The sequence below is a fragment of the Blastococcus mobilis genome (genome assembly GCF_900188025.1).
Lineage (GTDB): Bacteria > Actinomycetota > Actinomycetes > Mycobacteriales > Geodermatophilaceae > Blastococcus_B > Blastococcus_B mobilis.
Genome location: NZ_FZNO01000007.1, coordinates 41,266 through 61,123 on the forward strand (window position 1 = coordinate 41,266; position 19,858 = coordinate 61,123).

At 72.8% G+C, this 19,858-nt stretch carries 20 protein-coding genes and 3 tRNA genes; 7 read left to right on the forward strand and 16 right to left on the reverse strand.

All coding sequences use genetic code 11. The features are described from left to right. Positions 1–60 precede the first annotated feature (60 nt). Positions 61–294, forward strand: coding sequence for an Lrp/AsnC family transcriptional regulator (locus CHB94_RS07970; protein WP_089336054.1), 234 nt, complete (start codon positions 61–63; stop codon positions 292–294). A gap of 65 nt (positions 295–359) precedes the next feature. Next, positions 360–917, forward strand: coding sequence for a DUF3515 domain-containing protein (locus CHB94_RS07975; protein ID WP_254920488.1), 558 nt, complete (start codon positions 360–362; stop codon positions 915–917). A gap of 5 nt (positions 918–922) precedes the next feature. On the opposite strand, the gene CHB94_RS07980 is transcribed toward CHB94_RS07975, so the two are convergent. Continuing rightward, a complete protein-coding gene (locus CHB94_RS07980) occupies positions 923–1,588 on the reverse strand; it encodes a DUF7373 family lipoprotein (RefSeq protein WP_089336055.1) in 666 nt (221 codons plus the stop codon). Further along, positions 1,585–2,736, reverse strand: coding sequence for a D-alanine--D-alanine ligase family protein (locus tag CHB94_RS07985; RefSeq protein WP_089336056.1), 1,152 nt, complete (start codon positions 2,734–2,736; stop codon positions 1,585–1,587). Before CHB94_RS07985 ends, CHB94_RS07980 begins: the two co-directional genes overlap by 4 nt. Positions 2,737–2,776: 40 nt before the next feature. Here CHB94_RS07985 and CHB94_RS07990 point away from each other — a divergent pair, with 40 nt between their 5' ends. Then, positions 2,777–3,592: a CDP-alcohol phosphatidyltransferase family protein gene (locus CHB94_RS07990; protein WP_217899221.1), complete on the forward strand. Its 816-nt coding sequence runs from the start codon at positions 2,777–2,779 to the stop codon at positions 3,590–3,592. Here CHB94_RS07990 and CHB94_RS07995 read toward each other — a convergent pair. From CHB94_RS07995 to CHB94_RS08005, 3 genes are all read right to left on the reverse strand, one after another. Further along, the gene (locus CHB94_RS07995) at positions 3,575–4,714 is read right to left on the reverse strand and encodes a cystathionine gamma-lyase (protein WP_089336057.1); all 1,140 of its coding nucleotides are present in this window, start codon (positions 4,712–4,714) and stop codon (positions 3,575–3,577) included. The two genes, CHB94_RS07990 and CHB94_RS07995, sit on opposite strands and share 18 nt — an antisense overlap. Before the next feature lie 11 nt (positions 4,715–4,725). Continuing rightward, on the reverse strand, positions 4,726–5,721 hold the full coding sequence (locus CHB94_RS08000) for an NAD(P)H-dependent glycerol-3-phosphate dehydrogenase (protein WP_089336058.1): 996 nt from the start codon (positions 5,719–5,721) through the stop codon (positions 4,726–4,728). A 73-nt stretch (positions 5,722–5,794) separates the two neighbouring features. Further along, positions 5,795–6,616, reverse strand: coding sequence for a lysophospholipid acyltransferase family protein (locus CHB94_RS08005; RefSeq protein WP_089336059.1), 822 nt, complete (start codon positions 6,614–6,616; stop codon positions 5,795–5,797). Positions 6,617–6,735: 119 nt separating this feature from the next. On the opposite strand from CHB94_RS08005, the gene cofC reads away from it, so the two are divergent. The 3 genes from cofC to CHB94_RS08020 are packed head-to-tail and all read left to right on the forward strand — an operon-like array spanning position 6,736 to position 10,395. Then, a complete protein-coding gene (gene cofC / locus CHB94_RS08010; RefSeq protein WP_089336060.1) occupies positions 6,736–7,371 on the forward strand; it encodes a 2-phospho-L-lactate guanylyltransferase in 636 nt (211 codons plus the stop codon). 20 nt (positions 7,372–7,391) lie between these two features. Continuing rightward, positions 7,392–9,482: an RNA degradosome polyphosphate kinase gene (locus tag CHB94_RS08015; RefSeq protein ID WP_176445465.1), complete on the forward strand. Its 2,091-nt coding sequence runs from the start codon at positions 7,392–7,394 to the stop codon at positions 9,480–9,482. Continuing rightward, positions 9,466–10,395, forward strand: a complete 930-nt coding sequence (locus CHB94_RS08020) for an NUDIX hydrolase (RefSeq protein ID WP_089336062.1) — start codon at positions 9,466–9,468, stop codon at positions 10,393–10,395. The genes CHB94_RS08015 and CHB94_RS08020 overlap by 17 nt, the downstream gene beginning before the upstream one ends. Positions 10,396–10,507: 112 nt before the next feature. Here the strand turns inward: CHB94_RS08020 and leuD are convergent, their stop codons facing one another. Beyond that, the gene (gene leuD / locus CHB94_RS08025; RefSeq protein WP_254920490.1) at positions 10,508–11,113 is read right to left on the reverse strand and encodes a 3-isopropylmalate dehydratase small subunit; all 606 of its coding nucleotides are present in this window, start codon (positions 11,111–11,113) and stop codon (positions 10,508–10,510) included. Continuing rightward, positions 11,113–12,525 (reverse strand): 3-isopropylmalate dehydratase large subunit, encoded by a 1,413-nt coding sequence (leuC, locus tag CHB94_RS08030; RefSeq protein WP_089336063.1) that lies wholly within the window; start codon positions 12,523–12,525, stop codon positions 11,113–11,115. Before leuC ends, leuD begins: the two co-directional genes overlap by 1 nt. 77 nt (positions 12,526–12,602) lie before the next feature. On the opposite strand from leuC, the gene CHB94_RS08035 reads away from it, so the two are divergent. Then, positions 12,603–13,304, forward strand: a complete 702-nt coding sequence (locus CHB94_RS08035; RefSeq protein ID WP_089336064.1) for an IclR family transcriptional regulator — start codon at positions 12,603–12,605, stop codon at positions 13,302–13,304. Between the two features lie 140 nt (positions 13,305–13,444). Here the strand turns inward: CHB94_RS08035 and CHB94_RS08040 are convergent, their stop codons facing one another. The 9 genes from CHB94_RS08040 to CHB94_RS08080 form a co-directional block, all read right to left on the reverse strand. Beyond that, the gene (locus CHB94_RS08040) at positions 13,445–13,939 is read right to left on the reverse strand and encodes an MOSC N-terminal beta barrel domain-containing protein (protein ID WP_089336172.1); all 495 of its coding nucleotides are present in this window, start codon (positions 13,937–13,939) and stop codon (positions 13,445–13,447) included. A gap of 20 nt (positions 13,940–13,959) precedes the next feature. Further along, complete coding sequence (locus CHB94_RS08045) at positions 13,960–14,226, reverse strand: hypothetical protein (RefSeq protein ID WP_089336065.1); 267 nt, start codon at positions 14,224–14,226, stop codon at positions 13,960–13,962. Positions 14,227–14,240: 14 nt separating this feature from the next. After that, a complete protein-coding gene (locus tag CHB94_RS08050) occupies positions 14,241–15,914 on the reverse strand; it encodes a sodium:solute symporter family protein (RefSeq protein WP_089336066.1) in 1,674 nt (557 codons plus the stop codon). A gap of 46 nt (positions 15,915–15,960) precedes the next feature. After that, the gene (gene galK / locus CHB94_RS08055) at positions 15,961–17,130 is read right to left on the reverse strand and encodes a galactokinase (RefSeq protein ID WP_254920491.1); all 1,170 of its coding nucleotides are present in this window, start codon (positions 17,128–17,130) and stop codon (positions 15,961–15,963) included. After that, a complete protein-coding gene (gene galT, locus CHB94_RS08060; RefSeq protein WP_089336067.1) occupies positions 17,127–18,209 on the reverse strand; it encodes a galactose-1-phosphate uridylyltransferase in 1,083 nt (360 codons plus the stop codon). Before galT ends, galK begins: the two co-directional genes overlap by 4 nt. Before the next feature lie 148 nt (positions 18,210–18,357). Further along, positions 18,358–18,430 (reverse strand) — tRNA-Glu (locus CHB94_RS08065). A 106-nt stretch (positions 18,431–18,536) separates the two neighbouring features. Beyond that, positions 18,537–18,609: transfer RNA gene (locus tag CHB94_RS08070), tRNA-Glu, on the reverse strand. A 34-nt stretch (positions 18,610–18,643) separates the two neighbouring features. After that, positions 18,644–18,715 (reverse strand) — tRNA-Gln (locus CHB94_RS08075). A gap of 79 nt (positions 18,716–18,794) precedes the next feature. After that, complete coding sequence (locus CHB94_RS08080) at positions 18,795–19,715, reverse strand: CPBP family intramembrane glutamic endopeptidase (RefSeq protein ID WP_176445466.1); 921 nt, start codon at positions 19,713–19,715, stop codon at positions 18,795–18,797. Positions 19,716–19,858 lie beyond the last annotated feature (143 nt).

A 19,858-nucleotide genomic window follows, 5' to 3' on the forward strand; every position in this document is an offset into this window, starting at 1 on the left:
TGACCGCCAACTCCCGGCGGGGACGACGAACCGGCAGTTGCGCCCGAGGAAAGGTCTCCCGTGGTCCACGCCTACATCCTCATCCAGACCGAAGTCGGCAAGGCCGCCCAGGTGGCAGCGACGATCAGCGAGATCGACGGCGTGACCAAGGCCGAGGATGTCACCGGGCCCTACGACGTCATCGTCCGGGCCCAGGCCGACACCGTCGACGAGCTCGGCCGCCTGGTCGTCGCACGCGTGCAGTCGGTCGACGGCATCACCCGGACGCTCACCTGCCCGGTCGTCAACCTCTGAGGTCGAACGCCCTGACCGAGCAGAACATCCCCGCCCGGACGCCGCCCGAGGACCCGCTCCGGCGCGTGGCGTTGGTCACGGCAGCAGTCCTGGTCCCCGTCGTGGTCGCCCTGGTCGTGCTGGTGAACGTGCTCGGCGGCTCCGTCGACGCGTCGGACGCCGACCACTCCGGGCACGGGCCGGCGACGATCGACGGGACGGCCCCCCCGCAACGGGAGGACCTTCCCGTCGTCCCCGTCGAGGTGCCTCCCGTGACGCCCGAGGCCGACGCCTCCTGCCCCGCCCTGATGGGCACGCTGCCGCTGGAGCTGACCGGTGAGCCCTCCCGGCGGGTGGACTCCGACTCGCCCTACGCCTACGCGTGGGGCGATCCGCCGATCGTGCTCGTCTGCGGGGTGGACCGGCCGGCGGGCTTCGTGACCGGTGTCTCGGCGATGCAGATCAACGGCGTGCAGTGGTACGTCGACACCTCCGATCCCGAGTCGACGGTCTGGACGACGGTCGACCGGCCGGTGTACGTCGAGATCACCCTCCCGGCGGACGTCGACAGCGGCCCGGTGACCGCGCTGACCCCGCAGATCGCCGAGGCCCTGCCCTATCGGGAGCCCCAGCCCGGCCCGTGACCGCGTCAGGCGGGGGGCAGCCTGTCCAGCTGCTCGTCGAGGACGGCGCGGACCTCCTCCTCCGCGGCCTCGACCGACCCGGCGACGGCGGTCACCCCGACGCTGAAGACCCCGTGAGCGCACCAGACGAGCGCGGCGGGGCCGGCCATCCGCGAGTCCGCCCGGGGCTTCTCGATCGTGAGCAGCCGGCACGTGCCGGGCAGGTCGACCGGCCGCTCCTCCAGGACGCCGTCGTAGTGCTCGGCGTCGTTGTGGGCGAGGTCCTCGGCGTAGGCCCCCGCCCCGGCCCGGGTGTGGAACTGGTCGACGAAGACCCCGGTGGTCAGCGCGGAGCCGTCACCCCAGAACCGCTCCCAGCCGTGCCGGTAGCCGTAGTCCTCGAGCACCTGCCGCTCGCGCGCCGGGTTCTCGGCGTAGCCGGCGACGTCCTCGGCCCGCTTGGCACCGGCGGGCGGGTGGAGCTGCCCGTCCTCGAGGCGGGGCAGTCCCGACGGCACCTCGGTCACGATCAGCGGCTCCAGCTCCTCGACCGACCCGGGCAGCGACCGCACGGGAACCGCCGTGGGCACGCCGTCGACGGCTCGCGTGCAGCCGGCCAGCGGCAGGAGGCCGGACAGGACCGCGAGCAGGACGGCTCCCCGGGCGGACCGGGATCGCCGCCCCGAGGTCACCGAACGGCCCGGGAGCCGCCGTCCAGAGCCGACCGGACGAGCCGGTCGACGAGCTCGGGGTAGCTCACCCCGCTGGCCGCCCACATCCGGGGGAACATCGAGATGGGAGTGAACCCGGGCATGGTGTTCACCTCGTTGACGACCAGCCGATCGCGCCCGTCCCGCCCGGTGCCCAGGAAGAAGTCCACCCGGGCCAGGCCGCGGCAGTCCAGCGCCTGGTAGGCCCTCACCGACGCCTCCTGCACCGCCGCGGTCTGCTCCGGGGTCAGGTCGGCGGGGACGTCGAAGTCCACCGAGTCGTCGAGGTACTTGGCGGAGAAGTCGTACCAGTCCACGCCCGGGCGCAGCCGGATCTCCGCGGGCAGGGATGCCTCGGGTCGCCCGCCGCCGACGCCGGCCAGCACGCCGCACTCGATCTCGCGACCGGGCAGGGATGCCTCGACGACGACCTTCGGGTCGACGGCGGCGGCCGTGGCGACGGCCTCGGGGAACTGCGCCCAGTCGGTCACCTTGGTGATGCCGATGCTCGACCCGGCCCGCGACGGCTTCACGAACACCGGTAGACCCAGCCGCTCCCGGGCCGCCTCGTCGAGCACCTCCGGGTCGGGGCAGACGGCGCCGGTGGCGTCGCGGAGCACCACGTGGTCGCCCTGCGGCAGCCCGGCCGCGACGAGCAGCTTCTTGGTGAACTCCTTGTCCATGGACGCGGCGCTGGCGAACACACCCGACCCGACGTAGGGCAACCCGGCCATCTCGAGCAGGCCCTGGATCGTCCCGTCCTCCCCGTAGGCGCCGTGCAGCACCGGGAAGACGACGTCGACGCCGGTGAGCGCGGGCCCGATCGCGGCGCCGGGGTCCAGGACCGCGAGCCCGCGCCCGGCCGGGTCGCCCACCAGGGAGACAGCCGTGCCGTCGGTGACCTCGGGCAGCACGCCGTCGTCGATGGCCAGGCGCTGCTCGGGATCGGCCAGCACCCAGCCGCCGTCCCGGGTGATACCGACCCGCACGACCTCGTAGCGGTCGGGGTCCAGCGCGGCGATCACGCTCCCCGCCGAGACGCAGGAGATGGCGTGCTCGGCGCTACGGCCGCCGAACACGACCGCGATCCGCACCTTGGCCGACGTCACGCCGCCTGAGATCCCGCTCATCACCGCGACCCTAGTGGAGCCGGTGTGACAACCTCTTCGCGTGCGGAAGAACCCGGCTCCTCCCTCGGCCGGAGCTGTCCCCGACCCGGCGGGTCGCGTCCCGGACGCCGCCTCGACGCCGGACCGGTTCCCGCTCCGCCTGCGGCTGGCCGGTGCCGCCGTGCACCTCTACACGGCCAGCGGCTCGGTGCTCGCCCTGCTGATCGTCGTGGCGGCGCTCGAGGGCGACGCCGTCACCGCCCTGTGGCTGGGGCTGGCGACCCTGGTCATCGACGGCACCGACGGGATGCTCGCCCGCCGGTTCCGGGTCAAGCAGACGATCCCGTGGTTCGACGGCGCGCGGATGGACGACATCGTCGACTACCTCACCTACGTCTTCGCCCCCGTCGTCCTCCTCTGGACGACGGAGCGGCTCCCGGAGGGGCTCGGCGGCTGGGTGCTGGCCGCCCTGCCGCTGCTGGCGTCGTGCTACCAGTTCTGCCGGATCGACGCGAAGACCTCCGACCACTTCTTCCTCGGCTTCCCGAGCTACTGGAACGTCGTCGCCTTCTACGTGATCGTGCTCGACGTCGGCCGGACCGGGGTCGCGATCGCCCTCGTCGTCCTGACCGTGCTGGTGTTCGTGCCGGTCCGGTACGTCTACCCCTCGCGCACCCGGCTGCTGCGCGGGCTCAACCTGGCGCTGGCAGCCCTCTGGCTGGTCACCTACGCCGTCCTGCTCGCCCAGTACCCCGACCCGCACCCGGTCGTCGTGGTGCTGAGCATGGGCTACGTCGTCTACTACATCGGCCTGAGCCTGTACCTCACCGTTGCCGGCGCGACCCGCCGCCGGCTCGCCTCACGCCAGGGCGCGTAGCGCGGCGGAGAGATCGGCCACCAGATCGGCGGTGTCCTCGATGCCGCAGGACAACCGCACGAAGCCGGGCGCCACGTCGTCGGCGCCCCACTGGGCCCGCCGGTCGATCGTGCTGTGCACGCCACCGAAGCTGGTCGCCGCGGTCCACAGCCGGCTGCCCGCCAGCAGGCGGGCCACCGCGTCCTCGTCGGCCAGCTCGGCGGAGACCACGCCGTTGGGCCGCAGCATCTGACGGGCGGCCAGCGCGAACGACGGGTCCTCCGGCCGCCACGGCCACCGGACCCCCGCGACGCCCGGAGCCGATGCCAGCAGGTCGGCCACGGCGGCCGCGTTCGCCGCCTGGCGGGCCAGCCGCAGGTCCAGGGTGCTCATCGAGCGGTGGCCGAGCCACGCCTCGAATGGACCGGGGGTGCTTCCGCTGTGGTTCCGCCAGCCCTGCAGGCGCCTGTACAGCTCGTCGTCGGCGGTGCTGACGTGCCCGAGCAGCAGGTCGCTGTGCCCGGTCAGCGCCTTCGTGTCACTCCCGACGGTCATGTCGGCGCCGAGCTCCAGCGGGCGCTGCCCGAGGGGCGTGGCCGTGGTGTTGTCGACGGCGAGCAGGGCGCCGGAGGCCTTAGCCGCCCGGGCCACCGCGGCGATGTCGCAGACGTCGAGCTGCGGGTTGCTGGGGGTCTCCAGGAGCACCAGCCGGACGCCGTCCAGCCCGCCCCCTGCGGCGAACTCCGCGATGCCGAGGGTGGGTACGTACTGCACCTCGATGCCGAACCGCCGGAGTTCCTGGGCGGCGAGCAGCCGGGTCGTGTAGTAGCCGTCCGAGGGCAGGACCACCCGGTCACCGGACCCCGCACAGGCCAGGACAGCCGCGGTGAGGGCCGCCATGCCGGTCGCGAAGGACAGACAGCGGCCACCGTCCAGCTCGCCGACAGCGCCCTCGAAGTCCCGCAGCGTCGGGTGCTCGGTGCGGGCGTAGGCATCGGCGCCGCCGGCCCGCGGCGGCAGGTCGGCGAGGTGGAAGGGCGCGGCGAACACCGGAGACGGGCGCAGCGGCGCACCCGCGACCGGGGCACCCTCCCCCGCCCGCACCGACCGCGTCCCGTCGCCCCAGGACGTCCCGCTCGTCATCCCGGGTCCGCTCACTCCGGTTTCGCTTCGCGCGTCATGATCTCCCGCACCATCTGGGCGGGCGCCTCGCCTTCATGGCACACCCGGACGACGGCCTCGGTGAGCGGCACGTCGACGTCGTGCGCCCGCGCGAGGTCGAGCACCGAGCGACTGCTCTTGACCCCCTCGGCGGTCTGGCGCGTGCTCTGCTGCACCTCCTCGACCGACATCCCTCGCCCGAGCTTCTCGCCGAAGGTCCGGTTGCGGGACAGCGGGGAGCTGCAGGTGGCCACCAGGTCGCCCATCCCGGCCAGCCCCGCGAACGTGGTGAGCTCGCCACCCAGGACCATGCCGAGCCGCGCGGTCTCGGCCAAGCCGCGGGTGATCAGGGAGGCGCGGGTGTTGTCGCCGAACCCGAGGCCCTCCGCGATTCCGCAGGCCAGCGCGATGACGTTCTTGACCGCCCCACCGAGCTCGCACCCGATGATGTCGGGATTGGTGTACGGCCGGAAGTACGGCGTGTGACAGGCCGCCTGGAGGGCCTCGGCCCGCGCGGTGTCGGTGCAGGCGATCACCGTCGCCGCCGGCTGCTCCTCGGCGATCTCCCGCGCCAGGTTGGGCCCCGAGAGCACCGCGACCCGGTCGGGTCCGGCGTCGGTCACCTCGCAGATGACCTCGCTCATCCGTTTGGTCGTGCCCAGCTCGATGCCCTTCATGAGCGAGAGCAGGGTGGCGTCGCCGGGGAGCAGAGGCGCCCAGCCGGTGAGGTTCTCGCGAAGCGACTGCGACGGCACGGCCAGGACGACGACGTCGGCGTCCAGCAGCGCCTCCCCCGCGTCCGCGGTGGCCCGGACCGCCGCCGGCAGCCGGACCCCGGGCAGGTAGTCGCGGTTCTCGCCGTCCTCGGTGATCGACTTGGCCAGCTCCGGCCGGCGGGCGTGCAGCGTCACGCCGCAGCCGGCGTCGGCCAGGACCTTGGCGAACGTCGTACCCCAGGAGCCGGCGCCCAGCACGGCGGCGCGGATCATCGGGCCTCCTCGCCGGCACTCGTCGGCCTCATGCCCCAGCGTGCTGTGTCGCCGGATGATCTCGCAAGCCGGGTCATGCAGCGCTCCCCGAGAGGTCGCCGGGCAGCTCGCGGCGGGGCCGCGGGTGGAACGCCGTCGGCGCGGGAGTCCCCCGCAGCTCGGCCAGCTGGTCACGCACGCGGGCCATGATCAGGTCGGTCGTCCCGCGGAGCAGCTCGACGGTCAGCGGCCGGCCGGCGCGCACCTCCGCCCGCAGGTCGGAGAGGTCGACCGGCTCGCCGACGAGGTACTGGGCGGGGGCGCGGAAGCGCAGTCGCAGCTTCCTGCGGTGGTAGTCGTGCACCTCCTGGGGGCCCCACTGGGCGACGGGGAGGACCACGGCGTCAGTGGTCAGCGCCAGCCGCGCGACGCCGGTACGTGCCTGCATGGGCCACCAGTCCGGATCGCGGGTCACCGAGCCCTCGGGGTAGATGACGACGACGTTCCCGGCGTCGAGGTCGGCCTTGGCGGCGTCGAGCGCTACGTGCGCGTCGGCCGAGAACCGCGCCACGGGGATCTGGCCGGCGCTGCGCAGGAGCGTCCCGGCGGGCCCCCTGAAGACCGACTCCTTGGCCAGGAAGTGCGGAAGCCGGCCGTTGTCGAACACCAGCCGGGCGCAGGCCAGCGGATCCAGGATCGAGACGTGATTGACCACCAGGAGGACCGGTCCCCGCGCGGGGAGACGGTGGGCGTGCCGAGAGCGCAGCCGGAACATCAGCGACGCCACGGGATGGATGACGACGACGGCCGCGATCGTCCCGTAGGACATCCGGCCGCGGGTGCGCCACCTCGTCGCGCGGGACGCGGCCGGCCGACCACCGGTTCCCGCGCCGTCCGAGGACGTCAGCTCCGTCATCGGCCCGCCTCCCCTCATCGCCGTGATCCCGCCCATGATCGACCCCGGCCCCGTGGCGGGGATGCACCGGGTCCCCCCGCCACGCCGGAGGCGCCCGCCCGATGTGCTGACATGGGCCCGTGCGCAGCTGGTCGGTGGTGGTCCCCGCGAAGCGGCTGGCCGTCGCGAAGACCCGGCTGCGGCCGCTCACCGGCGACCGCGAGCACGCCGAGGCGACCCACCGCGAGCTGGTGCTGGCGCTGCTGGCCGACACCGTCGCCGCGGCGGTCGCCTGTCCGGCCGTCGGCGCGGTGGTGGTCGTGACCGACGAACCGGCCGCGGCCGACGTCGTCCGGCCCCTCGGCGCCCGGATCGTCGGCGACGAGCCCGACCGGGGCCTGAACCCCGCCCTCGAGCACGGGGCGCGCACCGCCCCGGGGACGGCGGTCGCCGCGCTCTCCTCCGACCTGCCGGCGCTCCGGCCGGAGGAGCTCGCGGCCGCCCTGGGAGCCGCGGCCGGTACCGCCCGCGCGTTCGTGGCCGACGCCCACGGCACCGGGACGACGCTGCTCACCGCCGTGGACACCGAACTGCTGCCGCGGTTCGGGGCGGGCTCGGCCGCGGCCCATCTCAGGGGTGGCGCGGCGGCGCTCTCCGGGCCCTGGCCCGGGCTGATCCGGGACGTCGACACCGAGGACGACCTCCGTGCCGCGCTGGCCCTCGGCGCAGGACCACGCACGACAGCAGTCGCCGGACGGTTGTGGTCCGCCGATTGAGCAACTCATGGTCGCCCCGGGTGCGGCACGATGGATCCGTGCCCTCCGAGAGCTCGTCCCGGACCCGTCCCCTCCCGGCCGACCGCTTCCTGAACCGGGAGGTGTCCTGGCTGGACTTCAACGCGCGCGTCCTCGAACTCGCCGAGGACGAGAAGCTGCCGCTGCTGGAACGCGTCAAGTTCCTGGCGATCTTCGCCAGCAACCTCGACGAGTTCTTCATGGTGCGCATCGCAGGCCTCAAGCGCCGGCAGACCACCGGGCTCACCGTCCGCTCCCCCGACGGCCTCACCATCCGCGAGCAGCTGGAGCGGGTCACCCGACGGACGCAGGACCTGGTCCAACGGCACGCCGACGTCTTCATCAAGGACGTCGCCCCACGGTTGGAGGAGGTCGGGATCCGGATCGTCCACTGGCCGCAGCTCGAGGACGACGAGGCCCGGCGGCTCCGTGAGTACTTCCGCGACCAGGTGTTCCCGGTGCTCACCCCGCTGGCGGTGGACCCGGCGCACCCGTTCCCCTACATCAGTGGCCTGTCCCTGAACCTCGCCGTGAGCGTGCGCGATCCCGACAGCGGCGCCTCCCACTTCGCCCGGGTGAAGGTTCCCAACAACGTGCCCCGGTTCATCCCGGTGGGCCCCACGGACGACACGGCGACGTTCCTCCCCCTCGAGGACCTCATCGCCGCCCATCTCCCGCACCTCTTCCCCGGGCTGGACGTGGTGTCCCACCACCTGTTCCGGGTGACGCGGAACGCCGACCTCGAGGTCGAGGAGGACCGGGACGAGGACCTGCTGCAGGCGCTGGAGCGTGAGCTGGCCCGCCGGCGCTTCGGACCGGCCGTGCGGCTGGAGGTCACCGAGTCGATGGACCCCCAGATCCTGGACGTGCTGCTCTCGGAGATGGAGATGCAGCCGCACGACGTCCTGCACGTCCCCGGGCTGCTCGACCTCGGCTCGCTGTGGGCGCTGTACGACCTCGACCGGCCCGAGCTCAAGGACGACCCGTTCGTCCCCGTCACGCATCCGCGGCTGTCCGAGGGCGAGACCCCCAAGAGCGTCTTCGCCACCCTGCGCGAGGGTGACGTGCTCGTGCAGCACCCCTACTACTCCTTCGCCACCAGCGTCCAGCGGTTCATCGAGCAGGCCGCGGCCGATCCCCAGGTGCTGGCGATCAAGCAGACGCTCTACCGGACCTCCGGTGACTCCCCGATCGTGAACGCCCTCATCGACGCCGCCGAGGCAGGCAAGCAGGTCGTGGTCCTCGTCGAGATCAAGGCGCGGTTCGACGAGGAGGCCAACATCACCTGGGCCCGGTCGCTGGAGCGCGCCGGTTGCCACGTGGTCTACGGCCTGCTCGGCCTGAAGACGCACTGCAAGACGGCGCTGGTGGTCCGCCGCGAGCACGGGGTGCTGCGCCGGTACTGCCACATCGGAACCGGCAACTACAACCCCAAGACGGCACGGACCTACGAGGACCTCGGCATCCTGACTGCCGACCCCCGGGTGGGGGCGGACCTCACGGACCTGTTCAACACCCTCACCGGCTACTCCCGGCAGACCAACTACCGGATGCTCATGGTGGCCCCGCACGGCATCCGCGCCGGTCTGATCGAGAAGATCCGCCGGGAGGCCCGTCACGCCGCTGAGGGCAGGCCCAGCGGCATCCGCTTCAAGCTCAACTCGCTGGTGGACGAGCGGATCATCGACGCGCTCTACGAGGCGTCGGCGGCCGGCGTACCCGTGGAGCTGCTGATCCGCGGTATCTGCGCGCTGCGTCCCGGGGTGCCGGGGCTGTCCGAGACGATCCGCGTGCGCTCGATCGTCGGCCGGTTCCTGGAGCACTCCCGCGTCATGTCGTTCACCAACGGCGGCGACGCCGAGTGGTGGATCGGCAGCTCCGACCTGATGCACCGCAACCTCGACCGCCGCGTCGAGGTGCTGCTGCGGGTGTGCGACGACACGGCCCGCCGCGACCTGGCCCGCATCCTCGACGAGGCGATGGCTCCGGAGGTCCGCTCATGGCAGCTCGGTGGGGACGGGAGCTGGACCCGTACCGGCGACGTCGACTTCCAGGCCGAGCGCCTCGCCGAGGTGGGTGAGCACGCTGGCTGAGCGGCCACTGGTCGTCCGGGCCGCCGGGTGCGTGATCTGGCGGCACCGGGGCGACGGCACGCTGGAGACAGCGGTGGTGCACCGGCCGAAGTACGACGACTGGTCGCTGCCGAAGGGCAAGCCGGAGCCTGGCGAGCACCTGCTGCAGACGGCCCACCGCGAGGTCCTCGAGGAGTCCGGCTTCGACGTCGTGCTGGGTCGGCGCAGTGTCCGGACGCGCTACGACGTCAGCCTCCCCGGCGGCGGCTCCGCGCCGAAGGAGGTCGACTACTGGACCGCGCAGTGGACCGGTGGGGAGTTCGTGCCCAACGACGAGGCCGACGAGCTGCGCTGGCTGCCGGTCGACGCGGCTACGGCGCTGTGCAGCCACGACCACGACCGCGCCGTTCTGGTCGACCTGGAGCGGACCGACGTCCCGTGCATGCCGAGGCTGGCTCTCGTCCGGCACGGGCATGCCGGCCACCGCCGCGACTGGGACGGGCCCGACGACACGCGGCCGCTGGACGGCCGCGGCGAGCGTGAGGCGGCCCGCCTGGCAGAGGTACTGCCGGTGTTCGGCCCCGTGGACGTCCTGTCGGCACGGCGGACCCGATGCGAGCAGACCGTCGCACCCCTCGCGGAGCGGCTCGGCGTCCCGGTACAGCCCCTGCCCGAGCTGGGCGAGGAGGAGTTCGGCGAGGACCCGCAGGCCGGTCTGGCGACCGTGGAGCGGCTGCTGGCCCCGCGGAGCACGCCCGGGATCACCGTCGTCTGCAGCCAGGGCGGGGCGATCCCGTCGGTACTGCTCAGTCTGGGCGTGCGCTGGGAGCGGGGCGCCGGGCGGCTGCACCCGCCCGCGGCCAAGGGCAGCGTCTGGGTGCTGGGCGGCCGGCCCGGGGCGCTGAGCGCGGACTACTACCGCGACTTTTTTTAGAGGCCCCGTCCCGGGTCCCGGCCTGAGCGTGCGAAGGCTGGGGAGGACGGGGTCCTTCTACCTGCCCCCACCGCTCGCAGGCTCGCGGCGGGACCCTGCAGAGGGCCGCCGCTCAGCGGACCGGAAGCGCCGTCGGCAGCCAGGCCGGGCGACCGGCCTCGAAGGCCTCGACGTCGTCGAGGTTCCGTTCGGTCAGACCGACGTCGTCCAGGCCCTCCAGCAGGCGCCAGCGGACGTAGTCGTCGATCTCGAACGGCACGGAGACGTCGTCATACGTGATCTGCTTCGCCTGCAGGTCGACGGTCACCTGCATCGCCGGATCGGTCTCGATCGCGGTCCACAGCGCCTCCACCTGCTCCTGCGGCAGGACGACGGTGAGCAGTCCCGCCTTGGTCGAGTTGTTGCGGAAGATGTCGGCGAACCGGGAGCTGATGACGACGCGGAAGCCGCCGTCCAGCAGGGCCCAGTTGGCGTGCTCGCGGGACGACCCGGTGCCGAAGTCGGGTCCGGCGACGAGGATCGAGGCGTCGGCGTACTGCGGCTGGTTGAGCACGAAATCCGGCTCGTTGGTGCGCCAGGCCTTGAAGAGACCGTCGGCGAAGCCGGTGCGGGTGATCCGCTTGAGGTACTCGGCCGGGATGATCTGGTCGGTGTCGACGGCCGACCGGCGCAGCGGGGCCGCGGTGCCGGTGTGCGTGGTGAAGGCGTCCATGGTCATCAGGCTCCGGCGTTCTCGAGGTCGGCGGGGGCGGTCAGCTTGCCGGTGAGGGCGGTGGCAGCGGCGACGGACGGCGACACCAGGTGGGTACGCCCGCCCTTGCCTTGCCGGCCCTGGAAGTTGCGGTTGCTGGTCGAGGCCGAGCGCTCGCCGGGCTTGAGCTGGTCAGGGTTCATGCCCAGGCACATCGAGCAGCCGGCGCCGCGCCACTCGGCGCCGGCGTCCAGGAAGACCTTGTCGAGACCCTCGGCCTCCGCCTGCGCCTTGACGCCGACCGACCCCGGGACGACGAGCATCCGGGTGTCGGCGTCGATCCGCCTGCCGCGCAGCAGCTCGGCGGCGACGCGCAGGTCCTCGATCCGGCCGTTGGTGCAGGAGCCGAGGAAGACGGTGTCGACCTCGATCTCGCGGAGGGGGGTCCCGGGCGCGAGGCCCATGTAGGCCAGCGCCTGCTCGGCCGCGCGACGCTCGCTCTCGTCGGCGAAGTCGGTCGGGTCGGGAACGCTGCCGGTGAGCGGCAGCCCCTGGCCCGGGTTGGTGCCCCAGGTGACGTAGGGCGTCAGCGTGGCCGCGTCGAGCACGACCTCGCGGTCGAAGACAGCGCCCTCGTCGGTGCGCAGGGTCGACCAGTACTCGACGGCGGCGTCCCAGTCCGCGCCCTGCGGGGCGTGCGGGCGGCCCCGCAGGAACTCGAGGGTGGTCGCGTCGGGGGCGATCAGGCCGGCACGGGCCCCCGCCTCGATCGACATGTTGCAGATCGTCATCCGTGCCTCCATCGACAGCGCCTCGATCGCGCTGCCGCGGTACTCGATGACGTGCCCCTGGGCGCCGTTCGTGCCGATCTCGGCGATGACGGCCAGGATGATGTCCTTCGCCGAGACGCCCGGCGGGAGCTGCCCGTTCACCGTCACGGCCATCTGCCTGGGCCGGTACTGCGGCAGCGTCTGGGTCGCGAGCACGTGCTCCACCTCGCTGGTGCCGATGCCGAACGCGAGCGCGCCGAACGCGCCGTGGGTGGAGGTGTGGCTGTCACCGCAGACGATGGTCATGCCCGGCTGGGTCAGCCCCAGCTGCGGGCCGATCACGTGCACGATGCCCTGGTCGCGGTCGCCCATGGGAGCCAGCCGGATGCCGAACTCGGCGGCATTCTTGCGCAGGGCCTCGATCTGGGCGCGGCTCACGGGGTCGGCGATCGGCGCGAGGATGTCGAGGGTCGGGACGTTGTGGTCCTCGGTCGCCATCGTCAGGTCGGGACGGCGGACCGTGCGGCCCGCGGCGCGGAGACCGTCGAAGGCCTGCGGGCTGGTGACCTCGTGGACCAGGTGCAGATCGATGTAGAGCAGGTCGGGCTCGCCATCGGCGCTGCGCACCACGTGGGCCTCGTAGACCTTCTCCGCCAGGGTCTTCGGCACGGTTCGTCCTCTCACCGGGGCACCCCGACCGGTGATCGCGGTGGCGATCTCACACTGTGGGATGCGAGTATTGCTGTGTGGGACAGCCTAACCCCGTCGCCGTCTTGGACAAAGCGGTGACCATTCTTCGTGCCGTCGCCGACGAGCCGGCCACGCTGGCCGAGCTGGTCAGCCGTACCGGCCTGCCCCGGGCGACCGCCCACCGGCTCGCCGTGGCCCTGGAGGGGCACCGGCTCGTCCGGCGCACCGCGGAGGGCTCGTGGGCCCCCGGACCCGCCCTGGCCGAGCTGGGTCGTGGCGGCGTCGACCTGGCCGAGCTCGCCGGGCGACACCTGATCGCGCTGCGCGACGCGAGCGGGGAGAGCGCCCAGTTCTACGTCCGGGACGGCGCCACCCGCGTGTGCGTCGCCGCCGCCGAGCGCACGAGCGGGCTGCGCGACACCGTGCCGGTCGGCGCACGGCTGCCGATGACCGCCGGGTCGGCAGCGCACGCCCTGCTGGCGTTCACTCCCGCCGAGGAGGTCACCCGCCTGCTCCCGGCGGCCAGCTTCACCGCACGGACGCTGCTCGACGTCCGCCGCCGCGGCTGGGCGCACAGCGTCGCCGAGCGGGAGCCGGGCGTGGCCTCCCTGTCCGCCCCGGTGCGTGACGGCTCCGGGGCGGTCCTCGGTGCCGTCTCGATCTCCGGACCGGTCGAGCGGCTGGGCCGCCGGCCCAGCCCCGAGGTCATCGGCGCCGTCCTCGACGCGGCCGCCGCCATCTCCCGGGCGGCGCGCTAGCGGCCCGTCCACCCGGCGACCGCACTGGCCGCATGAGCGCGGATGCGAGGCGTGGTCGGGTCGCGCCGCTCGGCAGGGCATGGCGAACGATGTCGGCCCGCGGGTGCCGGCCACCGTGCTGGTCTGATGCCCCGGGTCGCTCAGAGCAGTACGGCGCTGTCGCCCCGCCGGATGGTGCCACCCCGCAGCACGGACGCCTGGACGCCGAAGGTCAGGTCGCGCCCGTCGGCCAGGGCCCGGAGGATCCGGCCGAGCACGCGGCCGAGGCTCCGGAGCGCCGCGCTGGTGATCACGTGCACCGGGGACTGGTCGTGGTGTGGGACCTCGCCCTCGGGGCGCAGCTCCAGCGGCCGGCCCAGCACGGTGCTGAGCGTCTGGTTCGCGGCCGCGTCGTCGGCGGTGAGTGGGCCGCTGGGGAAGTCCACGACGGGTACGGCGCCCGCGAGCCTCGCCCGCAACTCCAGCAACCCGTCGACCCGGCGGAAGCGGCGGGTGGTCTTGCCGCTGCCGATGCCTCCGTCCTCGGTGTGGACCGCCCAGCCACGGTCACCGGCCAGCCCTCGCGGGCCGACCTCCACCACCGCCAGCTCCTCGCCGGCCAGGGACTTCACGGGGTACCGCGTCAGCCCGGCCACGACTCCGGCCGGCCGCCGCGTCACCGGCCGGGCTGATCGGCGCCGGTCTCCTTCGGTGCCTCGACGAGGATCGGGCGCAGCCGTGACCACAGCGCGAAGCCGGCGGCGACCACGACCATGGCGAGCCCGGCCCAGAGGTTGGCGTTGATGCCACCGGCCTTGGCGAGGGTCTCCTCCGACCGGTCGACCAGGCCCACGATCACGAGGACGACACCGTAGAAACCGATCAGGCCGGCGATGACGTTGCGGACGTCGAAGGCGCCGGCCGAGCGCTGCGGGTTGCTCATCGGATGCTCCTGACTCAGCGGAAGACGACGTTGAGAGCGATGACCATGGCCAGCGCGATCCCGGCCAGCGGCACCGGTGACTGGTACCAGGGCAGCCGGTGCGCCTCGGGGTCGGTGCGCAGCTCCCTGGGTGTCTCGGAGTAGACCAGCCCCGCGAGCTCGGCCGCGGGCTTCGGCGCGGTCACCTGCGTCACCAGGACGCTGACGACGATGTCGACGACGAAGGCCGCGGCCGCCGCGACGAACGCGCCACCCTGGCCCGGGAGGTCGAACACGCCTGCGGCCACCAGCCGGTCCACGGTCAGCGCGGCGAGCGTGCCCGAGACGAGGCCCATCCATCCGGCCGTCGGCGTCATCCGCTTCCAGAACATGCCGAGGATGAACGTGGCGAACAGCGGGGCGTTGAAGAACCCGAAGAGGGTCTGCAGGTAGTCCATCAGGTTGCTGTAGCCGGCGGCGATCAGCGCCGTCCCGATCGCGGCGACCGTGGCGCCCACCGTCGCCCACCGGCCGACCTTCAGGTAGTAGCCGTCGGGCCGGTCCTTCCGCACGTACTGCTGCCACAGGTCGTAGCTGAAGACGGTGTTGAAGGAGGAGATGTTGGCCGCCATGCCGGCCATGAAGGCCGCCAGCAGGCCGGCGATCGCGATGCCCAGCAGGCCGTTGGGCAGGACGTCGCGGATGAGCAGCAGGATCGCGTCGTTGTACGTGACACCGCTGTCGCCGGTCGGATCGGCCTTGTAGTCGATCATCTCGGTGACCAGGACGGCCGAGATCATGCCCGGGACGACCACGATGAACGGCACGAACATCTTCGGGAAGGCCCCGATGATGGGCGTGCTGCGCGCCGCGGACATCGACTTGGTCGCCATCGCGCGCTGGACCTCGACGAAGTTCGTCGTCCAGTAGCCGAAGGACAGGACGAAGCCGAGACCGAAGACGATCCCGATCACCGACCACACCGGGTTCTCGAAGCCGGAGAGGTTGGTCGCCGGCCACGAGGAGAGCTGCTCCTCACCGCCCGGGGTCTCCTGGATGGCGTCGATCAGCCCGCCCACGCCGCCGACCTTGTGCAGCCCGATGAGGGTCAGCGGCAGCAGCGCGGCGACGATGACGAAGAACTGCAGGACCTCGTTGTAGATGGCCGCCGACAGCCCGCCGAGGGTGATGTAGCTGAGCACGATGGCCGCGGCCAGGATCAGCGACACCCACAGCGGCCAGCCGAGCAGTGACCCGACGATCGTGGCCAGCAGGTACAGGTTGATTCCGGCGATCAGGACCTGGGCCACGGCGAAGCTGATCGCGTTGACCAGGTGGGCGCCGGTGCCGAAGCGGCGTCGCATGAACTCCGGGACGCTGCGGACCTTCGACCCGTAGTAGAAGGGCATCATCACCACGCCCAGGAAGAGCATGGCCGGGACGGCGCCGATCCAGAAGTAGTGCATCGTCGCCATGCCGTACTGCGCGCCGTTGGCCGACATCCCGATGATCTCGACCGCGCCCAGGTTGGCCGAGATGAACGCCAGCCCGGTCACCCACGCCGGCAGCGACCGCCCGGACAGGAAGAAGTCGAGGCTGTCGGACACCCGGCGGCGGGCGGCGAGCCCGATCCCGAGGACGACGGCGAAGTAGACGGCGACCAATGCGTAGTCGAGGAGGGATGCGTCCAGTCTCAGGGTGTCGTCCACAGGAACTTTCTCGTCTCGGTCGCGGGGGTTCGGGCTGACTTGCCTGTCACGTCAACCTGCGCGCTCCAGCGGACGGGACGACGGTGAACGTTCTCGGGGCGGGCTGGCTCTCGCGGGCGAAACGGTCGGTCACCGCGTGGGCGACGTCGGCGATCCGGTCGACCTCGACGAGGGCGAGCGCGCTGCCCCCGAAGCCGCCGCCCACCATGCGCGCCCCGTGGGCGCCGGCCCCCACCGCCGCGTCGACGATCGCGTCGAGCAGCGGGACGGAGATCTCGAAGTCGTCGCGGAGGGACACGTGACCTGCCGTCAGGATCCGGCCGATCGCGCGGGGGTCGGCGTCCCCACGGAGGGCATCGACCACCTCCAGCACGCGGGCGTTCTCCGTCACGACGTGCCGCGCCCGCCGGTGGAGCACGTTCCCCTCGGCGGTGCCGTCGGCCAGGACACCGAGGTCGGCGACGTCCGTGATCTCCCGGAGCAGGCCGACGCCCAGCCGCGCGGCGGCCTCCTCGCACTCGCGCCGGCGGTCGCCGTAGCCGCCGTCGGCGTGGTCGTGGGTGGTCCCCGAGTCGATGACCAGCAGCGCCAGCCCGGCGGCCTCGAGATCGAGTGGGACCTGCTCGCTCGAGCGGTCCTGGGTGTCCAGGAACAGCGCGTGACCGGCGGTGCAGAGCAGGGAGGCCGACTGGTCCAGGATGCCGGTGGGGGCACCGACGAAGTCGTTCTCCGCTCGGCGGGCGACGTCGACGAGGTCCGCCGCGGCCAGGTCGAGGCCGAGCAGGTCCCGCAGGGCGAGGGCGACGGCGCACTCCAGCGCGGCCGACGACGACAGGCCCGCGCCCGCGGGGACGTCGCCGTCCACCAGGATGCTCAGGCCGCTCGCCACCCCGTCGCGCAGCTCGTGCACCACGCCGGCGGGATATCCCGCCCAGCCGTCGGGATGCCCCGGGGCCAGGTCCTCGATCGCGGTCCGCACGGTGTTCCCGGGGTGCTGCAGGGAAGCGATCGCGACCAGTCCGTCGTCCCGCCGGGCGACCGCCGCGCGCGTGGTGTGCGGCAGCGCGACCGGCAGGACGTAGCCGCCGTTGTAGTCGGTGTGCTCGCCGATCACGTTGACCCGGCCGGGCGCGGCCCAGACCCCCTCGGGAGCATGTTCGAACGACTCGGTGAAGGCCTTCCGGGCGCGGGAGACCATCTGCTCGTCGGAGATCACTGCACCACCACGGCGCGGAGCTGCTCGGCGACGTCCTCGGGATTGGTGTCGGTGATGAAGGCCCCCATGCCCGACTCCGACCCGGCCAGGTACTTGAGCTTCCCCGGCGCCCGGCGCAGCGAGAACAGCTGCAGGTGCAGCCACCAGTCGTCCCGGTGGCGCACCGGCGCCTGGTTCCAGGAGGCGATGTAGGGCATCGGGGTGTCGAACCGACGGGCGAACCGGGCCAGCACGTCCAGGTAGACCTCGACGAACGCGTCGCGCTCGGCGTCGCCCAGGGCCGGGAGGTCGGGGACCTTGCGCAGCGGGAAGAACTGCACCTCGTAGGGCCAGCGCGCGGCCGCCGGCACGAACGCCGTCCAGTGCTCGTTGGCCACGACCACCCGTGGGCCGGCCGCCTCGGCCGCGACGACCTCGGCGAACAGGTCTCCCCCGGTTGCCGCCCGGTGCCGCTGCACCGAGCCCAGCACCTTCTCCACCCGCGGGGTCACGAAGGGGTAGGCGTAGATCTGCCCGTGGGGGTGCGACAGCGTGACCCCGATCTCCTCGCCGTGGTTCTCGAAGCAGAAGACCTGCTCCACGCCGTCCAGTGCGGACAGCTCCGCGGTCCGCTCGGCCCACACGTCGACGACCAGGCGCGCCCGATCGGCGCCGAGATCGGCGAAGACGCGGTCGTGGTCGCTGGTGAACAGGACGACCTCGGCCCGGCCGAAGCCGGGCCGCAGCTCCGCGAGCGGGTTCCCGGGCGCCTCCGTCGGGACGTCGCGGTCGACGCCCGTGGACAGGGAGGGGAACCGGTTCTCGAAGACGACGACCTGGTAGTCGCTCTCGGGCACCTCGGTCGGGCGGCCGGGCCGGGACGGATCCAGGGGACACTCGTCGGCCGGCGGCAGGAAGGTGCGCGTCTGGCGGTGGGAGGCGACGACGACCCACTCCCCCGACAGGGCGTCGTAGCGCAGCTGGGAGCGGGTGGCGACGGCCGGCAGGTCGCGCAGGTCGACGGCGTCGCGCGAGGTCGGCTCCCTGTCGAAGTAGAGGATCTCCCGGCCGTCGGCCAGACGACGACTCGTACGGATCACTGCTGCCACCCCCTTCACCGCCCGTCACTGTGCGTGAGGAGCGTATCGACGCGGGCCCCCGTCGCTGACCACTGGCCATTCGGCGGGCGTCCGTCACCCAGAACGGCGGGAGCCCCCGACCGGGCAGGTCGGGGGCTCCCGCGTGCTGTAGCCCCGAAGGGATTCGAACCCTCGCTACCGCCGTGAGAGGGCGGCGTCCTAGGCCGCTAGACGACGGGGCCGGACCCGGACAGTTTGCCATGCCGCCACGAGCGCTCTGGCAGGGGGGCGGCACCCAGGAACGCCGAGAGCCCCCGACCCGGGCAGGTCGGGGGCTCTCGTGCGCTGTAGCCCCGAAGGGATTCGAACCCTCGCTACCGCCGTGAGAGGGCGGCGTCCTGGGCCGCTAGACGACGGGGCCGTGCAGTGCTGCGGAGGAGAGAACTGCTTCCTCGCTGGGGTACCAGGACTCGAACCTAGACTAACGGAACCAGAAACCGTCGGGCTGCCAATTACCCCATACCCCATGGGTGGCACCTCGCGGCGCCGCAGAAGACGATACCCGACGCCTCTGGCGACGGCGGCACCGCCCCCGGTGTCGGCGGGTCAGCGAGCTGGGACGGGCAGCAGGGGGGCGGGCGTCCGCAGGTCGACGGCGGACGTCCGGGTCTCCGGACGCAGCCGCTGTCGGGAACGGGCGACCGCGACGACGTAGGCGGCCATCGATGCCAGGCTCAGCGCGGCGAACCCGAGGCCGATGCCGGCGGGGACCGCCTCGGTGGCCACGCCATCCCCCAGCGCGCCGGCCAGGACGAACACCACGACGTTGTTGACCGCGTGCAGGACGATGGCGGCCTCCAGGCCACCGGTCAGCCAGACCACCGCCGAGGCGGCCAGCCCGAAGGCGAAGCGGTCGAGGAAGGTCAACGGGTCCTGGGGGCCGTGTGCCGCCGCGAAGAGCGCGGCGCTGAGCACCGCCGCGACCACCGCACCGGTCCGCGGCGCGCGGATCCAGCCGGCGATCGCCTGGCTGAGGTAGCCGCGGAAGACGAACTCCTCGGCGGCCGACTGGAGCGGCGTCGTGAGCAGCACCACCAGCAGCAACCAGCCGAAGGACGGGACCGGCCCGGAGACCTGCTCCTCCCCCACGGTGAACGTGATCAGTACCGACAACCCGATACCGACTCCGAGGGTGGCCAGGGCGATCAGGGTGTACGGGAGCAGGAGCCGCCACCGCAGCCGCGCCAGCACGGAGGAGGACCACCCGCGTCGCATCCCGTGCGCCACGACCCACACCATCCACACGCACGGGATGGCGACGATCAAGGAGGCGTTCAGGAACAGCAGCATCCAGGGATCGGTGAACTCGTCGAAGGAGAGGTCGGGCAGGACAGCCACGTCCGTGCCGGAGGCGAGCAGACCCACGACCCCGGCGACCGCCGTGACCACCGCGAGGGCGACGTAGACGACGCCGAGCAGGAGCAGGCCGAGCAGCGGCCGCCACCATGCCCAGTCCCGCGACCGCATGGCCTGGAGGAAGGAACGCGGCTCGTCGTGCGGCGGGGTGCCGGGCGGCGGCGCCCACCGAACCAGAGGTGGGGCCGGCTGCGGCGCCCACGGCCCGGGCACCCACGGTCCCGGCGCCCACGGCCCGGGGCCGCCGTGCGGTG

What these genes read in the sequence shown, in the direction of transcription:
- CHB94_RS08045 (WP_089336065.1), bottom strand. Translation starts at nt 14,226, where the DNA reads ATGAGCAACCCGCAGCGCTCGGCCGGCGCCTTCGACGTCCGCAACGTC.
- CHB94_RS08080 (WP_176445466.1), bottom strand. Translation starts at nt 19,715, where the DNA reads ATGCGGTCGCGGGACTGGGCATGGTGGCGGCCGCTGCTCGGCCTGCTC.
- CHB94_RS08005 (WP_089336059.1), bottom strand. Translation starts at nt 6,616, where the DNA reads ATGACGGAGCTGACGTCCTCGGACGGCGCGGGAACCGGTGGTCGGCCG.
- CHB94_RS07995 (WP_089336057.1), bottom strand. Translation starts at nt 4,714, where the DNA reads ATGACGAGCGGGACGTCCTGGGGCGACGGGACGCGGTCGGTGCGGGCG.
- CHB94_RS07985 (WP_089336056.1), bottom strand. Translation starts at nt 2,736, where the DNA reads ATGAGCGGGATCTCAGGCGGCGTGACGTCGGCCAAGGTGCGGATCGCG.
- CHB94_RS08000 (WP_089336058.1), bottom strand. Translation starts at nt 5,721, where the DNA reads ATGATCCGCGCCGCCGTGCTGGGCGCCGGCTCCTGGGGTACGACGTTC.
- leuD (WP_254920490.1), bottom strand. Translation starts at nt 11,113, where the DNA reads ATGACCATGGACGCCTTCACCACGCACACCGGCACCGCGGCCCCGCTG.